The 20,587-nt window shown below is 41.0% G+C and carries 19 protein-coding genes; 14 read left to right on the top strand and 5 right to left on the bottom strand.

All coding sequences use genetic code 11. The features are described 5' to 3' along the window. From SD427_RS10980 to SD427_RS10960, 5 genes are read left to right on the top strand one after another with little or no spacing between them, the layout of a single operon-like run. Entirely contained in the window at nt 1–3,615 is a 3,615-nt protein-coding gene (locus tag SD427_RS10980) for a response regulator (RefSeq protein ID WP_320557839.1), read from the top strand. 15 nt (nt 3,616–3,630) lie between these two features. Continuing rightward, the gene (locus SD427_RS10975) at nt 3,631–3,996 is read left to right on the top strand and encodes a response regulator (protein ID WP_320557838.1); all 366 of its coding nucleotides are present in this window, start codon (nt 3,631–3,633) and stop codon (nt 3,994–3,996) included. Then, the gene (locus SD427_RS10970) at nt 3,997–4,827 is read left to right on the top strand and encodes a protein-glutamate O-methyltransferase CheR (protein ID WP_320557837.1); all 831 of its coding nucleotides are present in this window, start codon (nt 3,997–3,999) and stop codon (nt 4,825–4,827) included. It abuts the gene before it with no gap. 32 nt (nt 4,828–4,859) lie between these two features. Beyond that, on the top strand, nt 4,860–5,417 hold the full coding sequence (locus SD427_RS10965; RefSeq protein WP_320557836.1) for a chemotaxis protein CheB: 558 nt from the start codon (nt 4,860–4,862) through the stop codon (nt 5,415–5,417). Between the two features lie 45 nt (nt 5,418–5,462). Then, the gene (locus SD427_RS10960; protein ID WP_320557835.1) at nt 5,463–5,822 is read left to right on the top strand and encodes a response regulator; all 360 of its coding nucleotides are present in this window, start codon (nt 5,463–5,465) and stop codon (nt 5,820–5,822) included. 55 nt (nt 5,823–5,877) lie between these two features. Here the strand turns inward: SD427_RS10960 and SD427_RS10955 are convergent, their stop codons facing one another. Continuing rightward, nucleotides 5,878–6,159 (bottom strand): hypothetical protein, encoded by a 282-nt coding sequence (locus tag SD427_RS10955; RefSeq protein WP_320557834.1) that lies wholly within the window; start codon nt 6,157–6,159, stop codon nt 5,878–5,880. Between the two features lie 137 nt (nt 6,160–6,296). Beyond that, a complete protein-coding gene (locus SD427_RS10950; protein WP_320557833.1) occupies nt 6,297–8,459 on the bottom strand; it encodes an outer membrane beta-barrel protein in 2,163 nt (720 codons plus the stop codon). A gap of 146 nt (nt 8,460–8,605) precedes the next feature. Between SD427_RS10950 and SD427_RS10945 the strand changes: the two genes are divergently transcribed. The 3 genes from SD427_RS10945 (at nt 8,606) to SD427_RS10935 (ending at nt 11,643) form a co-directional block, all read left to right on the top strand. After that, on the top strand, nt 8,606–9,772 hold the full coding sequence (locus SD427_RS10945; RefSeq protein WP_320557832.1) for a cytochrome-c peroxidase: 1,167 nt from the start codon (nt 8,606–8,608) through the stop codon (nt 9,770–9,772). Between the two features lie 408 nt (nt 9,773–10,180). Then, complete coding sequence (locus SD427_RS10940; protein WP_056220431.1) at nt 10,181–10,642, top strand: Lrp/AsnC family transcriptional regulator; 462 nt, start codon at nt 10,181–10,183, stop codon at nt 10,640–10,642. A 200-nt stretch (nt 10,643–10,842) separates the two neighbouring features. Further along, nucleotides 10,843–11,643 (top strand): Cof-type HAD-IIB family hydrolase, encoded by an 801-nt coding sequence (locus SD427_RS10935; RefSeq protein WP_320557831.1) that lies wholly within the window; start codon nt 10,843–10,845, stop codon nt 11,641–11,643. Nucleotides 11,644–11,886: 243 nt separating this feature from the next. Here SD427_RS10935 and SD427_RS10930 read toward each other — a convergent pair whose 3' ends face one another. From SD427_RS10930 to SD427_RS10920, 3 genes are all read right to left on the bottom strand, one after another. After that, nucleotides 11,887–12,303: a hypothetical protein gene (locus tag SD427_RS10930; RefSeq protein ID WP_320557830.1), complete on the bottom strand. Its 417-nt coding sequence runs from the start codon at nt 12,301–12,303 to the stop codon at nt 11,887–11,889. Nucleotides 12,304–12,789: 486 nt separating this feature from the next. Then, nucleotides 12,790–13,119: a hypothetical protein gene (locus SD427_RS10925; RefSeq protein ID WP_320557829.1), complete on the bottom strand. Its 330-nt coding sequence runs from the start codon at nt 13,117–13,119 to the stop codon at nt 12,790–12,792. Nucleotides 13,120–13,581: 462 nt separating this feature from the next. Further along, entirely contained in the window at nt 13,582–14,229 is a 648-nt protein-coding gene (locus SD427_RS10920; protein ID WP_320557828.1) for a DUF1349 domain-containing protein, read from the bottom strand. Nucleotides 14,230–14,327: 98 nt separating this feature from the next. Between SD427_RS10920 and SD427_RS10915 the strand changes: the two genes are divergently transcribed. The 6 genes from SD427_RS10915 (at nt 14,328) to SD427_RS10890 (ending at nt 20,572) form a co-directional block, all read left to right on the top strand. Then, nucleotides 14,328–15,083: a helix-turn-helix transcriptional regulator gene (locus tag SD427_RS10915; protein WP_320557827.1), complete on the top strand. Its 756-nt coding sequence runs from the start codon at nt 14,328–14,330 to the stop codon at nt 15,081–15,083. Nucleotides 15,084–15,283: 200 nt separating this feature from the next. Beyond that, entirely contained in the window at nt 15,284–16,543 is a 1,260-nt protein-coding gene (locus SD427_RS10910) for an aminotransferase class I/II-fold pyridoxal phosphate-dependent enzyme (protein WP_320557826.1), read from the top strand. Nucleotides 16,544–16,547: 4 nt separating this feature from the next. Beyond that, nucleotides 16,548–17,177, top strand: coding sequence for a TetR/AcrR family transcriptional regulator (locus SD427_RS10905; RefSeq protein WP_320557825.1), 630 nt, complete (start codon nt 16,548–16,550; stop codon nt 17,175–17,177). A gap of 96 nt (nt 17,178–17,273) precedes the next feature. Beyond that, nucleotides 17,274–18,359, top strand: a complete 1,086-nt coding sequence (dnaX, locus tag SD427_RS10900) for a DNA polymerase III subunit gamma/tau (protein ID WP_320557824.1) — start codon at nt 17,274–17,276, stop codon at nt 18,357–18,359. Between the two features lie 284 nt (nt 18,360–18,643). Further along, complete coding sequence (locus SD427_RS10895; protein ID WP_320557823.1) at nt 18,644–18,979, top strand: hypothetical protein; 336 nt, start codon at nt 18,644–18,646, stop codon at nt 18,977–18,979. A 513-nt stretch (nt 18,980–19,492) separates the two neighbouring features. Next, nucleotides 19,493–20,572: a chorismate mutase gene (locus tag SD427_RS10890; protein ID WP_320557822.1), complete on the top strand. Its 1,080-nt coding sequence runs from the start codon at nt 19,493–19,495 to the stop codon at nt 20,570–20,572. The last annotated feature ends 15 nt before the right edge of the window (nt 20,573–20,587 follow it).

Below are 20,587 nucleotides of genomic sequence, written 5' to 3'. Positions count from 1 at the left end.
ATGCCGAAAAAAATCATACGGAACCTGCAGTTCGGAGTCGGGTTATCATTAGTCATCCTTATTGCCAGTTCAATTGCATCCTACTGGAGCATACAGAAACAGATGCAGCACCGGGAAAGCCTTTCCAACAGCCGGAAAGCCATTACCGCCGTCAAAGACGTGTTAATTGCGCTCCTGGATGCGGAGACCGGGAGCAGGGGCTACCAGTTTACAGGAAAAGAAATCTTCCTGGAGCCGTATTACCTCAGCCTGTCCGAATTTCCGAAAGCCATAGAACGGGCAAAAACATTTGACCTTGCTGATAAAAACCAGATGGACCGCCTGAATGAACTGGAACGGAATGTGAACACCAATATTTCCAACCTGAAATATTTTGTGGAAAACAGGAAAAAGGGTATAGTAATGACCCAGAGCCAGGTGATGTCCAGCAAAGTATATATGGACCGGTGCCGGCAGATCGTCAAAGATTTTGTCCAGTACGAAGAATCCCGGCTTGCCATAAAAAACGAAGATCTTAACCGATCTTCCACCACAACGGTGCTATTTATCATTTTCTCTTCCATTGCAGCGATTGTGGTGACCGCCTTTTTCTATATCAGGCTGAGGTCTGACCTCATCCGCAGAGAGAAGCTTGAAAAAGCATTGCAGGCAAAAGATCTTGAAATAAGCAGGCGTGTGAGCGCCATCCGTGAAATTGCCAACAGGGTGGCCAACGGAGATTACAGCCAGAAAGCCGTAGATCATTCCCAGGATGACCTGGGGGATCTGGTGGGCTCGCTCAACCACATGACGGAATCATTGAAAAACTCTTTCGATACCATCAATAAAAGCGACTGGCGCCAGAAGGGACTTGCCCTGCTGAACGAATCCCTTGTAGGAAACAAGTCGGTAAAAGAAATTTCCATAGAATCCCTGAACCAGCTTATTACTTACGGAAAATGCATCAACGGTGCACTGTACCTTTTTGATGAAGGAGCGCTGAAGCTTACGGCCTCTTTCGGGCTGGAAGGAAATATGAAAAAGTATTTCGAACCGGGCGAGGGCATGGTAGGCCAGGTATTTCTGAACGAAAAATCACAGGTGTACAGTGATCTTGATGAAGACGACTTTGCCGTTAGTTTTGCAAGCAGCAGAATTAAATTAAACGGTATTGTACTGATTCCGGTTTTTGCGGACCAGATCTGCATTGGTGTACTGGAACTGGGAACCACGCAGGCGTTCGATACCTGCAGGCTTGAGTATTTCCAGGAATGCAGCCGCAATATCGGGGTGGCACTAGGTGCGGCAAAAGGCCGTGAAAAAGAGCAGCAGCTGATGGAGGAAACCCAGGCACAGTCTGAAGAACTTCAGGTGCAGCATGCCGAGCTTGAAAACCTGAATACGGAACTGGAAGCCCAGACACAGAAACTGCAGGCTTCCGAAGAAGAACTGAAAGTACAGCAGGAAGAGCTGATGCAGGCCAATGCCGAACTGGAAGAACGTTCAAGGCTGCTGGAAGAAAGAAACCACATGATTGCCGAACGCAACAACGAGATTCAGAAAAAGGTTGAAGAACTGGCGCTCAGCACAAAATACAAGTCGGAATTTTTGGCGAACATGTCCCATGAACTGCGCACGCCGCTTAATTCAATCCTTCTGCTGTCCCGTTTAATGGCAGAAAACCCGGAAGAAAACCTCAATGAAGACCAGGTAGAATCTGCTAAGGTGATACAGAGCTCCGGAAGCAGCCTCCTTACGCTGATTGATGAGATTCTTGATCTTGCCAAGATAGAATCCGGGAAAATGACCCTGGAATATCAGGATGTGATGATCAGCGATATCGTTAAGGACCTGAAAAACCTGTTCAATCCGGTGATTCAGGAAAAGAAGCTTCAGCTGAATATCGAGATTGAAAATGATGTAGCGAATTCTATAGAAACGGACAGGCTCCGGGTAGATCAGGTATTGAGGAATTTATTATCAAATGCCATTAAATTTACAGAAGAAGGAAGTATCAACCTCAATATTAAAAAAGACCCGAAAAAAGCTGATTTCATTATTTTCTCGGTAAGGGATACCGGAATCGGGATCGCGGAGGAAAAGCAGCGGATTATTTTTGAAGCCTTCCAGCAGGCCGACGGATCTACCCGCCGAAGGTTCGGCGGAACAGGATTAGGGCTTTCCATAAGCCGCGAAATCGCAAGGCTGCTGGGCGGTGAATTAATTCTTGAAAGCAAAGTTGATGAAGGCAGTGAATTCAGCCTGATCATACCTGTTAAAGAAGCGGCTGAAGTACAGCAGTCTGCGGAAACGGATAAAGACCTGATGGAAAATATCCGTGAAGATGTAGAAGAAATACAGAACATTCTGGAAGGAAAGCAAAATGAATCCTATGAATGGATCAACATGCTGGAAATTCCTGAAGATGTGGAAGATGACCGGGATCATATCGCCAAAGACGATAAGGTAATTTTAATTATTGAAGATGATACCAATTTTGCCAAAGCACTGCTGAAATATGCGCGCCTTCAGAAATACAAAGGAATTGTAGCGGTAAGGGGAGACCATGGCATATCCGCAGCTGAAAAATACCGTCCGCATGCCATACTTCTGGATGTTCAGCTCCCTGTTAAAGACGGCTGGCAGGTGATGGACCAGCTAAAGGCCAATCCCAAAACCAAGCATATCCCGGTACACATGATGTCTGTGCTCCACGTGAAGAAAGAAAGCCTGATGAAAGGGGCCATTGATTTTATCAACAAGCCGATGGCGCTGGACCAGATGACGGACGTTTTCAGGACCATTGAAGAAGCACTCAGCAAATCGCCGCAGAAAGTATTGATTGTGGAAGAAAACGCTAAGCATGCAAGCGCCCTGTCTTATTTCCTGGGCAACTTTAATATCTCTTTGTCTGTTCAGAACAATGTGGAAGACAGCGTAAGAGCACTTACCCAGGATCATGTAGATTGCGTTATTCTAGATATCGGGGCTTCCAAAGGCGACGAATACGAGATTATTGAATCCATTAAAAGCTATGACGGACTGGAAAACCTGCCAATCATTATCTTTACGGAACACAACCTCTCTACATCCGAAGAACTGAAAATAAGGCAGTATGCCGATTCTATCGTTGTAAAAACAGCGCATTCTTACCAGAGAATCCTGGATGAGGTGGGGCTGTTCCTGCACCTGGTGGAAGAGAAAAACAGCTCTGTGGAAACGGTAAGGAGCAAGACACTGGGCTCCCTCACCGAAGTCCTGAGCGGTAAGAAAATACTGATTACGGATGATGATGTCCGCAATATCTTTTCTCTTACAAAAGCCCTGGAGAAATATAAAGTAGAGGTAGTGGTTGCCATGGACGGCAAACATGCCTTAGAGCAGATTAAGGAACATCCTGATGTGGACGTGGTGCTGATGGATATGATGATGCCTGAAATGGATGGCTATGAAACCATCCGCCAGCTGAGAAAAATGCCTAAGTTCACAAGGCTTCCGATTATTGCCATTACCGCAAAATCCATGATCGGGGAGCGTGAAAAATGCATTACGGCAGGTGCGTCGGATTATATTTCCAAACCGGTGGATATAGACCAGCTGCTGTCCCTGCTCAGAGTCTGGTTATATGAAAGTTAAACAGTAAAGATCCTGATGAATAAGAAGATTTTAATTGTGGATGATGATCCGCGTAATATATTTGCCCTGAAGCTGACACTGAAATCCAGGGGATACCAGACAGAAAGCTGTACCATGGCTCAGGAAGCAATTGATATCCTGAAAAAAGACCCTGGGTTCACTGCTGTGCTAATGGACATGATGATGCCTGAAATGGATGGCTATGAAGCGATAAAAATTATTAGAAGCACGCCTTCTATAAGCGGGGTGCCGGTAATTGCCGTTACCGCACAGGCCATGCCTGAAGACCGACAGAAATGCATTGATGCCGGTGCACAGGAATATGTATCCAAGCCGATAAATGTGGATCAGCTCATGAATGCGATTGAAAAACTGTTCTAAATGCTGGAACCGAATATAGTAAAAGACGAAGAAGTGGAATCTCTTATCAAAGAGGTATACGATAGGTACGGATATGATTTTTCCGAATACAGCCGTGCGTCTTTCAAACGGAGGATCAACCGCATCTGTCTGCTGGACCGTTTTACAAGCTTTGCAGAATTGCGGTATACCGTGCTGAACGACCCGGAATATCTGAAGCGTTTTATTGAGGAAATTACGGTGAACGTCACGGAAATGTTCAGGGACCCTTCTTTTTTCAAAACATTAAGGGAAAAAATACTCCCGCAGCTGGGCACCTATCCGCTGATCCGGATCTGGGTGGCAGGCTGCTCTACAGGAGAGGAGGCCTATTCCATAGCCATTTTGCTGAAAGAGGCGAACCTTTACCACAAATCACTGATTTACGGAACTGACCTCAATCCATCTGTCCTGGAAAAAGCAAGAGCCGGAATTTTCCCGTTGCAGCAGATGAAGCTGTATTCAGAAAATTACATGCTGTCAGGCGGGACAAAAGATTTTTCAGATTATTACACTGCGAACTATGACAGTGTGCGCTTTGATAAAAGCCTGCAGCAAAAGCTTATCCTGTCAACCCATAATCTGGTTTCGGACAGCTCTTTCAACAGCTTCCAACTGATTATCTGCAGGAATGTGCTGATTTATTTTGACAGGGGATTGCAGGAACGGGTGTTCCGGTTATTTGACAGCAGCCTGGAAAATCTAGGTTTTTTGGCGTTGGGTGCAAAAGAAACCTTGAGATTTTCTAAATTAGATAAAAATTACCATCAGGTGGATGACCAGAGAATCTGGAAAAAGCTCGATCATAATTAATGGCATCATTATCACCGTCTAAAAGAGAAAGTATGAAAGCAGAATTGGTAGTGATCGGAGGTTCCGCCGGAAGCCTGCAGGTCATTTTGGAAATGATTAAAAAACTCAATGACCGCATTGCTGTTCCTGTTTTGCTGGTATTGCATCGTAAAGCGCATTCAAATAACATACTGCAGGCATTGCTGCAGCAGCTTTCACCTTTGGAGGTTGTGGAAATAGACGATAAAACGGAGATTGAAACCAATAAAATATACATTACCCCGGCAGATTACCACCTGCTCTTTGAAGATAAGAAAATGATGTCGCTGGACAGTTCTGAAAAGATGAACTATTCCCGTCCCTCCATTGATGTAACCTTCAGGTCGGCAGCGGAAATGTACGGTGAAACGCTGATCGGCGTATTGCTTTCCGGTGCCAATGCAGACGGTGTAAAGGGCTTGTCCTATATCAAAAAAAATAACGGCACAGTATGGATCCAGGATCCTGAAACTGCTGAGGTAGATTATATGCCAAGGCATGCTGTGGAAGAAGTGAATTATGACCTGATTATTGCTCCCGGCAGCCTGGCCGACTATATTAACGGCCTTTAGTACAGATAAAATTAAAGTAAACTAAAATTCTAATTAATTAATAATATGAACAAAAAGAAAATCCTGATTTTTGATGATGATGCAACTATTCTTGAAGTAATTACGATTATTTTCGAAGAGAACGGCTTTCAGGTAGAAATTTCGGAGACTTCCCATGACATCCTGGAAAGAGTGGCCCGGTACCGCCCGGATGTTATCCTGATGGATAACTGGATCCCCAGGATCGGCGGAGTGGAAGCTACCAGGCTTCTGAAAAGCCATGAAGAATTTAAAACGATACCGGTGATCTATGTAACGGCCAACAATGATATTGTGGCGCTGGCCAGAGAGGCCCAGGCAGATGACTATGTGGCAAAGCCTTTCAATCTGGATGATCTGGAGGAGAAGGTGGCAAAATATGTTTAAATAAAATCCCCGATATGATGATATCGGGGATTTGCTGTATTGTTATTGTTTATTATTAAGCCGATTTCGGCATAGATTTCATTTTAACAGTCATAAACTCTAAGCTGCATCGTTCATTGTTGATTTCTGTAATCAATGAAGTCAGAAATAGTTTAAGGCTCGGTTTAGACAGGATGTTATCTGAAAAAGTACGGGCAATAATTGTCTTTTTCGATACGATATTTTCTGTCAGCGTATATTCGTTATTTAAATCGACATCCATATTGAACTGCAGTTTGATGCATCTGGTTAAATATTTACGGATGAGTTCTTTTATTTTTGCGTGGGCATTCATCATTGGGTATTTACCTAATACTATATATAATATCCGTGCCAAAATGTAATAATTCACAATATTAATGCCTGTTTTGCAGTAAAAACCGAAATTGTTCCAATATGTGTTCCAATTAACAAAACTACTTGGGGAAAAACAGCTTATTTCCCGCCACCGCCATTTTTCTCAACATCTGTTTTTGTATTCTCCTTTACTTTCTGGTTCCCGAAACGTTTCACAAATGAAATGGAAGCCCCGTACCAGTCCCATTTTGAAATACTCCTTACATAACCGCCCTGGCTGTAGGTAGTCGCATCATAATTCGGCCTCTGGAAAATATTCATCAGCTGCAGGCTGACTTCCATCTGTGTTTTAGGAAATATCTTGGTGGCCGAAATATTGTGGAAAATATTCGGTTTATTTGTCGTGGAATTTCCGTTGTTCTGATTAGATACTTCCAGCCATGCACTCAGGTTGATGTTTTTGTTAAATAGGTTGGTATATGATAAATTGGCAGAAGCACTTAAATAATTGATATAGTTGTTGTTTTTAAGGTTGTTTTTAAGGTTAAAGTCGCTGTTGTCAATATAGTACCATCCCAAACCTAGGTTTACGGTAAATTTATTTTTGAAGAAAGTCTGGTTGGTATTGGCAAACACGTAGTATTTATGCACTTTCCCGCTGAAGTTGGATTCCTGCATAATGGTAGCATTTTTATAATTGCCCACATCTTCTGTAAGGTAATCCGTCCAGTAATCCTGATCGGTAAATGAATAACGTGCAGAAATAAAATATTTCTTCAGAATTCCGAGCTTCATATACAGCCTGTCGCTTGGGTTAGGTTCCAGGTCTATATTCCCGCGGCTGTAAATCCCGTCGGTATTGGGAGTCATAAACGGGTTGAATTCTGCATACCAGGGTCTCCAGAGATTTCTGTTATACGTCAGGCTCAGGTCATACTTGTCAGAAAAAGAATATTTTACCAATATATTGGGCAGGAAAGCTCCGTAAGCATCTTTCCTTGACCTTCCCGAAACTTCCTGGCGGATCCTGTAATCAATATGCTCATAGCGGACCCCGATTCTTGTTTCCAGCTTATCAAAAAATTTCCTGCTGTAATTCGCGTACAGGGAATTGATATTATCCTCATAATGAAAAATGTCATGGGTACTCAGGCCTTCCAGGTTATTTCCGTACAGCGTATTGGGGATTACATTGTTATTAAAGTCCATTTTCCCTCCTACCTCGAAAGTGCCGCCGGATTTTCCCAAGGGCTGGGTGTAATCTACTTTAAGGAAATAATTCCGGTTTTCGGTATCGGAAAGAATCCCGATTTTACTTACTGAAGGTTTTGTCGAGATGATATTTTTAATGAAATAATTATCTCCGGACTCACCGTAATAATTGACTCCTGTATTAACGTCTAAAATCCTGTTTTTCTCTTTATCGTAGAATTTATAAAAGATATTGGCTCCCAGGTTGCGGTTAAGCCCGCTGGAAGTCTGGTTCTGATCGAAAGAATTGTCAAACTCAACATTCTTATGCGTAATTCCGGCAGCTTCGGAGGCTGTTATTGAATTACTCTGATAATATTCCAGGATAACACCGGCGGTATTTTTATTGTTCAGCTCAAATTCCGATGTGGAAGAAACCGAAGGGCTCCGGTACCTGCCGATGGTTCTGGAAGTGGTCTGCTGTACAGAATTATCTTTATATAAAGTATAGGTATTTGAATTTCTCTGTACGTTGGTATTATCGCTGTAGCCTCCTATCAGCGTCTGGGTAAAGCTTTTTTTATGATAATTGATATTAAGATTAGAATACTGCGAGTTTTTTGTGTTCTGCTTGTTGTTAAAAGTGACGCTCCCTTTAATTCCTTCATCATCACGTTTCTTTAAAACGATATTGATAACAGATCCGGCAGCTTCATACCGTGAGGACGGACTGGTAATGACCTCAATCTTCATCAGGTTGTCGGCCGGGATGGTTTTCAGGTATTCCTTAAGCTCCTTGCCGGTAAATACAGATTTCCTGTCATTGATATATACCGTTACAGATTCACCTTCGGCTTTTATGGCATCATTGTTATCAATACTTACCAGAGGTGTCATTCTCATTACATCCCATGTGGTATTCCCTGCGAGGATGGAGCTGTTGGCTACATTAAAAACCGTTCTGTCCACTTTAGATTCTACCGTCGGTTTTCTTACCGTAACCGTTACGCCTTCTATGCTTTTTTCCTTGGATTTTATTGTATCCTGCTTTTCCTGTGCGGAAATTATAACACCTGCCAATAAAGCAATCGGGACCAAAATAGTTTTCATTTACAATTAAGTTTATCAATAAGACAGCCGGCACGCGGGTTTTGTTACATCATGTCAGATTAATTCTGCAATAATAATTCTTACGAGGCCTTTAAAATGGGCGGAAATCAAAAAATATCATATTTTTGCTGAAACTCAGAATGCCCATGAAGAATGTTCTAAGCTGGATTTTCGTTGTATTCCTTATGGTTTCGCTGTTTAACAGCTGCCTGAACAACTCGGTAAAAAAAGAGATACGTCAGCAGAAAGATTTTATCAGCCGGCTGAGGCAGCTGTATTCTTCCGGCGATGCTTCAAAGTGGCCGAAGCCTGTACTGGACCCGGAATCCATTCCCTCTTTTTCCGAAATCGGGCATTTGCCGGATATCCGGTTTCCCGGTGACAATCCGTACTCAGCAGAAAAAGAATTGCTGGGGAAAACCCTTTTCTTTGATCCGAGGCTTTCAAAATCCAATCAGATTGCCTGCGCTTCCTGCCATGACCCGGAGCTGGCATGGTGCGATAACAGGACGTTCTCTTTCGGGCATGACCGTCAGTTGGGTACCAGAAATGCCATGAGCATCCTGAATGCAGCGTATGCGGGAGAACTGTTTTGGGACGGACGCGCCGGGTCTCTGGAAGAGCAGTCGCAAATGCCGATAGAAGACATCAAAGAAATGGGGGAGCATATTGATATTGCAGCCGGTAAAATTGCAAAAATAAAAGGCTATGAGATATTATTCGAAAAAGCCTTTGGTGATAAAACCGTAAATAAAGACAGGATTTCCAAAGCAATTGCCGTTTTTGAAAGAACGGTGAAAAGCGCACGCAGTAAATTTGATGAATTTATCGACGGAAAATCTGAAGCATATACCGATGACGAACTGATGGGGCTGCATCTTTTCCGTACTAAAGCACAGTGTATCAACTGCCATAATTCAGGTTATTTCTCCAATAGCAGGTTTGAAAATATAGGTACGGCCCTGCTGGGTGAAAAAGGGGAGGATCCCGGAAGGTACCTTACAACGAAAAAAACTGAAGACGCCGGCAAATTCCGGGTTCCGGGTCTGCGGGAAGTGTCGCGCACAGGCCCTTATTTCCATAACGGATCCATGGCAGACTTATCAGAGGTAATCCGGTTCTACAGCAACGGCAACCCTGAGCATTCGCAGAAGCGTTCCACCGTCTTTGAAGGAACGGTGCTGCATTCGGAAAAATCGGGAATGGTACGGATGCTGGAGCTGTCTCCCCAGGAAATCTACCGGTTGGAAGCATTCCTGCGGACTTTGTCATCCAAACCTCAAAAAACAGATATGCCGGAGCTGCCCCGTTAAGAGTGTAAAGCAGACACGCATAAAAATCTGCATGAAATCATTTATGAAATAAAGTTAACAGGCGATGAATATCAGCCGTAAATAAACAGCTCTGCATGTATTGCAGAGCTGTTTTCCCTAAAAATAATTTTACTGAAATTATATGTCTGAAGAATATTCATGATAGAAATTTACCAAAAGAGAGTGCTCCCCGTGAGGAGCATTCTCAAAATAAAATATTCCCTTATTTTTATCTAACAGCTTTGAAAAACCGTCATTTTTTGCTTTTGTGTTGATCAAATATACTTATTAAGGATAAAAAAGATATGGTACCACAAAAATTAAGCAAAATAAACTTGTAAATAGCATATATGAAGTATTTTATTCTGTATCTTTAGCATAATACATATACCTTAAGAATATTATTCTATGGATCACCTTGATGATAAAGACATGCAGCTGCTGAGGCTTCTGCAAAAAGATGCAAAACTTACTGTAAAAGAGCTTGCCAAAGAAGTTAACCTCTCTGCATCCCCGGTTTTTGAGCGGGTAAAGCGCCTGGAGCAGGAAGGATATATTAAAAAATATGCTGCCGTTCTGGATGCCGAAAAGCTAAACCTGGGTCTTACCGTATACTGCCAGCTGAAGCTTAAGAGCAATGACAGTTACCTCGCAATAGAGTTTGAACGGGAAATACTGAAGATCGAAGAAGTTGCAGAATGTTACAGTATTTCCGGGGATTTCGATTTTCTGCTTAAAGTGTATGTACAGGATATGAAAGAATATCAGAATTTTGTATTTAATATACTCGGGGCGGTACCTTCCATTGGCAGTACGCACAGCACATTTGTCATGGCTCAGGTAAAAAATACTTATGGCTTAACCATTTGACAGTGTGATGTTAATTTTTTATATTTAAATATTTCAATGCTTATATCATGAATAATAAATTGAAGAAATAATCAACAAATTGACCTCAAATGGATGAAAGTGAGACCCGGCGTTGGACAAAACAGGTATTCAGCATGCCACATTATTAAAATTATATGTAATATATTTGTTCTGAAAAAAAAACACCGAAAAGTATTTTTATGGATGACATCAGGATGATTGTAACGGATATGGACGGAACTTTTCTGAACTCTAAGCATCAGGTAAGTCCGGATTTTCCGATTGTATATGAAGAACTTAAAAAAAGGAATATCTTATTCGTCCCGGCCAGCGGAAGGCAGATGACAGGAATTACCAAATATTTCGGAGACATAGAAAATGAAATGGCATTCATTGCAGAAAACGGCGGCTATGTGGTTTACAAAAACAAAGAACTTTTTGCAGACCGGCTTGAGCCTACCTATATTGCCGAAATTATCAGAAAGATCCGTACGATTACCGGTGCCAATGCTGTGCTCTCAGGGAAGAAAAAAGCGTATGTAGACACTGATAACGTGGAGTTTATCACCTATATCTCGCAGTTTTATACGATCAATGAAAAAATAGAAGACCTGACGCAGGATATTGATGACCGTATTTTTAAAATTGCCATCTATCATCCCGAAGGTTCGGAATTAAATGTATACCCTGTCCTGAAAGAGTTTGAAAAATATAACCTTGAAATTGTAGTCTCCGGCAAACACTGGCTTGATATTATGAATAAAGATATCAATAAAGGAAATGCACTGGAAAAGCTGCAGGATGCGCTGGATATTTCCCCGCAGCAGACAATGGCTTTCGGGGATTATATGAATGATATTGAAATGCTGAAAAACTCCAGGTATTCTTATGCAATGAAAAACGCGCATCCGTCTGTAAAAGAAGCGGCCTGCTTTGAAGCATGTACCAATGATAATTTCGGAGTGCTGAAAATTATTAAAGATTATCTGGATCTCCGGTAAGCAGGAACCGAAATATAATCTTCGCAACTCATGGCGGAAATTTTTTATTCAGATCATCCTTTGTAAAGCCAGCCTGAAACAGCCTCTGAACAGTATTAATCATGTGTCGGTCTGAAGGTAACGGAAGAAAACTCTTTAAAGAAACAGGAAAATCTGTTCAGAACCGGACATATTTATTTGTCTAAAAAAAAAGAAAAACCCCGCAACCTGGAAGATGCGGGGTTTTTGACTGAAAATATATTATTAAGATTCGGTGCCTACTAATCCGTAGCTCATTGCGGATGGTTCTTTGCCAAACAGGCATGAAAATATATTCTGGAACTCGTGGATGTATTTACATCTGATTGAGTTTCCATAGATCTTCAGTCCGTCAACGATTTTTTTAGAACTCAGATCAATATCATACTTGATAAAAGGTTCCGGTCTTTCATATCTGATACGCTGTTCAGAGCTGTATGCCCTTGAAAAACCAAACTTCTCAAGCCATTCTTCAGTAATCTGGATCGGTTTGATGGATCTCGCCGGTACAGAAAAACTGTGGATGTCATTTTCAATCTTCACAAAATAGTCTCTCTCATTATCCTGAAAAATTTCAGTAATATTATAGATCTGATTTTTGTATTCTACTAAATTCTTGATTTTTAGATCTGCAACGTTCATAATATTCTGTGTGTTAAATGTTATTACTGTATATTAGGTAATATGGTAAAATTTTAATTGCAAATACCATGCCTTATGGAGTGAATAATATTTTTAATATTTAAATTACAATTGGGTGATTTAAGTTAATATTTTGATTATCAATACATAATTTGCTTATCTTATTGTTACAAAGTTGTTGTAAAAATTAAATTTACAGCCCTTACATGGCATATTACAGATTGGGCCATAAGAGCTTTAATCAAATTGATGTGAATTAATATGTAAAAGCGGCGTGAAGCTGGTGTAAAATTAAATTTGTAAATCGGGCAATAAAATGGAGCTGATAAGAAGCTATCATGCAAAGTAAAAGACAAGGCAAGGGAAGGGTATGTATTATTCGGAATGTATATTTTTAACAGACTGACAATTCATCTTAAATTTTTTAAAGATAAATAATCCTCCGGATCTGCTGACTGTACTGATCAGACATCCGGAGGAAGGCTGTTATTGATTCATTAAGAGGGCCATTACCTTTTCCAGGTATTCGTTTTCCCGGACCACCTTGTTGTAGGACCTGCGAGCGTACACCGGGGAAAGCTCATAGTTATCGGGTTTTGAACCGATATCTTCGTTTTCAATATAATTCAGGTGGCGGGTATAATCTTTTATAAGCTTGTTGATGGTTTTCCTCTTTATCTTACAGAGTGTATTGTTCTTTATTTTCTGTAGGGAATTCAATATAAAAGATTTGTCTCCCTGGAAGTTAATAATATTTTTTACAAACGAAAGGTTGTGGCTATCCTGTAATACAGAATGTTCATCTTCAAAAATCATGATCGGTAAAAATTTAAAATTCGGAAATAATTAAGAAAACTATATGATAATAATTACTGACCATTGACGGGAATAGAAAAGGACTTGTGCATCACCTTGATCAGGCAGTCCTTCGGAGAAATAAAGTGCGTTAACATGATATTCTGTTTTAGTGATTGGTGTGTACGATTCAAACTGATGAATCTGTTTTCAGTTAATTTTCTAATTCAAATATATAACCAAAAAATTAATATTATTAAAAATAATAAATATATGTATCAAAATGATATTAAAATGTAATATATTTTAAAAATGGCAGATTATAAATGATGTTCTTTTGTGGTATCATCAGATCTATTGCTTCTTTTATTGATTTGTATCGCCAGGTTTCTGCCAAATCGTAAATCAGGCAGGGACTGCTCAAATAAAAAAGCCCCACGGCAGGTGAGGCAAACTGATTATCGGTTTAATGATTTCATGGAATTATTTGTTGTTTTCCAGCCATTTCAGGCGACGTTCGTCAGGCAGATGCTTTACCTTGAAGTTTTCGAATACCGCCTGGAACCCGTTTCCGTCCGGACAGGCAGCCATGAGGCCTACCATTACGGGCGAATTATCCTGTAAATGGGCATTGCGCATCAGGATGTAGTTTTTATCGTCAAAAGAATAAAAAATTTCGACCGCATCAAGCCTTCTTACGGCTTTTATCCATACTGCAGAAGGGGTCTTGTCCAAAGCAATCACGCTCCAGTCACTGGTCTTATGGGTAACTACCGTGCTCAGATTATATTTTCCATCCACAAATTCAACTCCGGCTTTTATATAATTTTCCTTGTCTATTCTCAGCATCAGACCCATCTGGTCAAAACGGACTTTATAATTTCCCGTGATTTTTACCTTGGCTTCAAATTCCCCTCCGTATGTAGTGTACAGGAAAGGAGCGTCATCTACCGTAAAGCCGTAATGCGAAATCCTCCAATAGTCGCTCTGCGGCGTAACAAACATGGTTAAACTGTTGTTTTTGATTTCCCATTTTTCAGGTTCGTTGAACCACGTCATTTTTTCCAAAGTCTGTCCCATGCTTTTACTGATGATGCCTAATGCACAAAAACTTAAAAATATTCTCTTCATTATTATGGTCTGATGGATACACTGCGTGTAATTATTGTTATTTTAGCAAATGTATAATTAAAAACAGGTCCTGTCCAATACTGATAAATAACCATTTTATGACAATTGTAGAAACACTCAACAAAACCCTTTTGAAAAACCGGACACGGGACAAGATATGCCGGATGGATGTGGAAGTTTATAAAAATATTGCTGCGGCTTACACGCGGACGGAGAATTCCATAGCCGTATTAAGTGATATGCAGATGAACACAAGTTATATTTTTTCTTCAGGGGCAGCATCCGGGCTGGGTCTCAGTTATCCTGAAAACCCTACAGTGATTGATTCCATTTGGGAAGAAGAGATCCTGATGAAAATCCACCCTGATGACCGGATGAAAAAATACGTGCATGAGCTGAGGTTTTTTAAGCTGCTGGAAGATAACAGGCAGGAAGATCGTTCTGCATTCTGCGTGGTGTCAAGGATAAGGCTGCAGGATAAGAACGGGACTTATCAGTGGGTCCGGCACCGGATGTTTTACTTTTATTCTCCCGATACCCATAAGCTGAGATTTGCGCTTTGCCTGTATGACCGGATTGCAGACCGTTCACAAAATATGCTACCGGAATTTTTAATTATCAATACGATAAAGGGAGAAGTGGTGGCGGAAGATAAATTTGATTACAGAAGTGTCCTGTCACAGAGAGAACTGGAAGTACTGAATTGTGTAGGAGAGGGATTAACCAGTAAAGAAATTGCAGATATTCTCTCAATCAGTTTTAATACCGTAAGCAGGCACCGCCAGAATATCCTGAAAAAACTTAATGTTAAAAATTCTGTTGAAGCATTTAACGGAAACTTCACAAAAGCGTGATAATGTCTCATAATAAGTAATTAATCAATTCATTATAAAATGTAATATTTAATTATTAACTGATAAATAATGCAAGTATTACGAATATAGGAGATATTTAAGAATTTTTTAGTGAAAAATCACATTCATAATAAAAAAATAATAGTTTTTATTTTAAAATAATCTTATATTTGTTATACCTAACAGCTAACAAATTAAGGATGAACATCAATTTCTCAACAGCAACATTTAAGGATTTTGAAAATATTCCCGGCTTCGATATGATGAAGCGCGCAGACATTTATTCTGACTTCCTTGAATACATGAAATCAAACGGACGCCACCATTACAGGCTGCAGAATAATACGGGCTGCAGTTCGGTGATGAATGTAGGTGCGGAAAGTGTAACAGAAGAATTCATAAGCTTCGTGACAAGTGATTACCTAGGGTTTACACAACACCCCAAGGTAAAGCAGGCGGCTATGGAAGGGATCGAAGAATTCGGGACCGGTACTGCCGCCACTCCGCTGATCGGAGGATATTATTCTTATCACAATAACCTGGAAAATACCATAGCATCTTTTTTCGGAAGGACAAAGGATGAAGCTGTTATTTTTACAACAGGTTATACAGCCAACAGTGCTACATTGCAGATCCTGCTGCAGAAAGAAGATATTGCCATTTTAGACATGGCCGTGCATGCCAGTGTACATGAAGGATGTATCCTGACAAACAGGAAAACGTTCCCGCATAATAACCTTGAGGCCCTTGAGCAGATTTTAAAAACTTCTGAAAACCAGTATCGCACAAAACTGGTGGTGATTGACGGTGTGTACTCCCAGGACGGGGATGTTGCCCCCGTGGAGGAAATTTATAAGCTCGTAAAAAAGTACAATGCCTATTTAATGGTGGATGATGTGCATGGAGTAGGTATTTTAGGAAAGACAGGCCGGGGCACCCTTGAAGATCCGGGACTACTGGATAAAATTGATATCATTACCGGGACATTCAGTAAGACCTTCGGTAATCTCGGCGGCTATGTGATTACCAATGCAAAGCTCGCTGAATTTATCAGGTTCCAGTCCCGTCAGCAGATATTTTCCGCCACTACGCCTCCCGGTTCCGCAACCGGTATTGTCAAAGCTATTGAACTCATAGACGAGGAGCCGCAGTGGCGTGCAAAGCTTTGGGAAAATATCAATTACTTTAAAAAAGGGCTGGATGATATGGGTCTGGATACCGGGACTACCTGTTCGGCGGTAGTACCCGTAAAAATTGGTGATCCGCATATTACAGGAGATGTAGGCAAAATGCTTCTTGATAACGGTATTTATGCAAATCCTATCATTTATCCTGCTGTAGCAAGGAAAAATGCCCGTATCAGGATGAGTGTTACCGCCACCCATGAAAGAGAACATCTTGATAAAACACTCAATGCATTTGAGGATATCAATAAAAAGTTGCATATTGCAAAAAAATAATAAAATGCCTAGAAAAGTTGTACAGGGACCGATAAGGGATAAAGAAAAAACAAAACAAAAACTGCTGGCAGCAGTAGGAAAAATTTTAAAGACCAGAGGTTATTCCGGATTAAAGGTAAGCAAAATAGCGGCAGTAGCGGGTTTTGATAAAAAACTGATCTATGAATACTTCGGAAGTACCGAAAAACTTATAGATGAGTATATCAGATCTCAGGATTACTGGAGCAAAATGAACCAGGAAGGTGTTGAGGTGGATATATCAGACGGAGGTAAGGAATTGTCAAAATTAGCCATCCTGAACCAGTTTGAACATGTTAAAAGAAACAAGGAGCTCCAGAAGATTATCCTGTGGGGGCTTTCAGAAAGCAAGCCGATCCTGAAAAAAGTAGCCGATGACAGGGAAGAAACCGGGGAAATGCTTTTTACCAATATTATTGACCCGCATTTTAAAGATAAATCGACAAGGTACCGTGCCATTGCTGCACTTCTTGTTTCAGGATCCTATTATCTGAACCTTTATACAGGATACAATGCCAGTAAGTTCTGCGGTATCGACCTGAAAACAGATGAAGGCAGAAAAGAAATTGAAAAAGCAATAGTTGAAATTATTGATTTCGCCTACGAAGAAAAATAAAAAGAAAAATTTTCCAATTGGCCGTCAGATAAGTTTTATGAATAATTTGAAGGCTTTTCGTTTTCAGATTAGAACTATATTTCTTACTTTTGGGCAATGGAAAATTTTATTGTATCTGCAAGAAAGTATCGTCCACAGGAGTTTGACACTGTTGTAGGGCAATCGCATATTACAGATACCTTAGAACACGCAATCAGAGAAAACCAGCTGGCTCAGGCCCTGTTGTTCTGCGGTCCTAGGGGCGTAGGGAAAACCACCTGCGCAAGGATCCTCGCGAGAAAGATCAATGAAAAAGACGGGTCGGTCTCAGAAGACGGATTCGCTTATAATATCTATGAACTGGATGCAGCTTCCAACAACTCGGTGGATGATATCAGGGAACTGATCGACCAGGTGCGTTTTGCACCGCAGGTGGGTACCTATAAAGTATATATTATCGATGAGGTCCATATGCTTTCTTCTGCCGCATTTAATGCGTTCCTGAAAACCCTTGAAGAGCCGCCGGCGCATGCTATATTTATTTTGGCAACCACGGAAAAGCACAAGATCATTCCTACGATCCTGTCCCGTTGCCAGATTTATGACTTTAAAAGGATTACCATTGAAGATATCCAGGGACACCTGAAAATCATTGCCCAAAAAGAACAGATTCAGTATGAGGATGATGCCCTTTACCTGATTGCCCAGAAAGCAGACGGTGCCTTAAGGGACGCATTGTCTATTTTCGACAGGCTGTCTACCTTCTCCCAAAAGAATATTACTCTGGAGAAAGCAGCGGAAGTGCTGAATATCCTGGACTACGACCAGTATCTGAAAATTGTCGATTTCGCTAAGGAAAATAAAATCCCTGACGTGCTTTTTGCATTTAACGAGATCGTAAAAAAAGGCTTTGATTCCCATATATTTATTGCCGGGCTCGGAAACCATTTCAGGGACCTGATGATGGCACAGAACCCTTCCACTATTGATTTAATTGAAGTAGGAGAGCAGACCAAGGCTAAATTTGTCCGGCAGGCGCAGAACTGGAATGCCCAGCAGCTGATTGATGCCATTGAAATCTGTAACCATGCAGACATCAATTACAAAAACTCCAAGAATCCGAGGCTTACCGTAGAAATTGCATTAATGCAAATGGCTTCGCTGACCGCCCACTCAGACGTTTCTAAAAAAAAAAATTCATAATATTACCTCCGGCTGTCAATGACATCGGAGAAATAAAGATTACTGAAAAACCACAGGAGAAAAAACCGGAAGCCGTTATCCAGGAAAAACCGGCCATTATTCAGAGTACCCCTGCCGAACCTGAAATTAAAAAGACAACAAAACCTTTATCAAGTCGGGGAGTTTCTTCAGGCTTCAGCATTAATGGCTTTCTGAATAAAGAAGATCAGCCTCAGCATGAAGAGGTACAGCCTGTAAAAACCGAAGACCTTCCGCAAAGCCATTTCACCGAAACAGACCTGCAGATGGAGTGGAGCCTGTTCCTTAAACAGCTTCAGAAAAAGAATACCATTATTTTCAATGCGGTTAAAACATTCAAAATGGTTAAATCTGATGAGCATCAGATTACCGTGCTGTTTCCGTCTGATTCTGCCAAGACGGAATTTGATAAAATAAGCAGGGAATTCTTCAATCATTTTAAAACAAAGGTCCATAATTTTTCCATTGAAATCCTTTATCACAGAGACATGGAAAGCCTGAAGATAGAAGTAATGACCAAAAGAAAGATTTTTGAAAAATTCGCAGAAAAAAATCCGCTGCTTAAAGATCTTGACGATCTGATGCGGTTTGATTTAACCTAGTGCAACAATATCAGATTGATGTATACATGTGATGGAAGCAGATTGCTCTAAGAATAATGTTCAGATATCATATTGCTTTGCGATAAGTAAGCAGCATTAAATCATCCAAAAATCACTTTATTAAATAAATTTTATATATTTGTCAGATAATTAATCGTCAGGAAAATCGGTTCCGGCAAAACAAATAGACAGAAAAGCTGAAAACAGGCGGTCTGCAATGGAAAATTTAATAAAACCATATGTGTCTCTTTTTCAATCCGCTAATTTTTTAAGCGGACATTTCGGCTTTGTATCTGCTTATTACAGAAATTTCAGAAACCATTATCAATTTTATTATTGGTACTGCTAACTGAATTTCTTTCCAAAAAATAAACAGGAATAACCGAACACTTTCTAATTCCTGCTTCCTTAATAATTAAATTTAACGGTGTTTTTTGAAAAGAATTATAAAGTAATTTTATAATACCGTTCCTATGGATATAACTCAACCCAATCAAAAAAAACAAAGAAATAATGGATTTAAAAGAATTACAGAACGACTGGATCAATGAATTTCCGCAGCCATTGATGATCGCCGGGCCCTGCAGCGCGGAAAGTGAATCCCAGATGCTGGAAACGGCAAAAAGAATCAGGGAAACCCATGCACAGGTACCTGTTTTCCGTGCCGGAATCTGGAAACCGCGTACAAAGCCCAACGGATTTGAAGGTGTGGGCGTTATCGGTTTAAACTGGCTGAAAAAAGTAAAAGAAGAATACGGATTTAAGACTGCCACAGAAGTAGCCAATGCCCATCACGTTTTTGCTGCGCTGGAAGCAGATGTTGATGTCCTGTGGATCGGGGCACGTTCTACGGTAAATCCTTTTACCGTTCAGGAGATAGCCATGGCTTTAAAAGGAACAGATAAAACGGTTCTGGTTAAAAACCCGGTAAATCCGGACCTGGCTTTATGGATCGGAGCGCTGGAAAGGCTTTTGGGGCAGGATATTAAAAAACTGGGTGTGATTCATAGAGGCTTCTCCACGTACCAGAAGACCAAATACAGGAACAACCCGAACTGGCAGATTGCCCTGGATTTTAAAAGCCAGTTCCCGGATATTCCGATGATTATTGACCCTTCCCACATTTGCGGGAACAGGACCGGATTGGCAGACATCACACAGGAAGCCCTGAACGTAGGGTACCAGGGTGCAATGATTGAAACCCACAGCAATCCGGATGAAGCATGGAGCGATGCTGCGCAGCAGATCACACCTGAAGTCCTGGCGGCATTGATAGGCAACCTGAAAGTCAGGAATACGGATCTGGCTGAATTTGAAGGGGATATGGGCAGGCACCGGACGTTGATTTCTGATATCGATTTCCAGCTGATTGAGCTTCTTTCCCAGAGAATGAAAATTTCAGAGCGGATCGGCAAGCTGAAAAAGGAAAACGATATCGCGATTTTCCAGCCGGAGCGTTGGAAAGTAATCCGTGAATATGCTGACCAGAAGGCAGGGGAAACAGGAATGTCCAAGGAATTTATTGAAAGGGTATTCAAAACCATTCATGAAGAATCTATTGAAGTTCAGAACAACATAATGATCAACAGATAAGCGTTAAGGAAACAG

Source organism: Chryseobacterium sp. JJR-5R (genome assembly GCF_034047335.1).
GTDB lineage: Bacteria > Bacteroidota > Bacteroidia > Flavobacteriales > Weeksellaceae > Chryseobacterium.
Note: the sequence above shows the minus strand (reverse complement) of the source record. Positions and strands in the feature narration are given on the sequence as shown.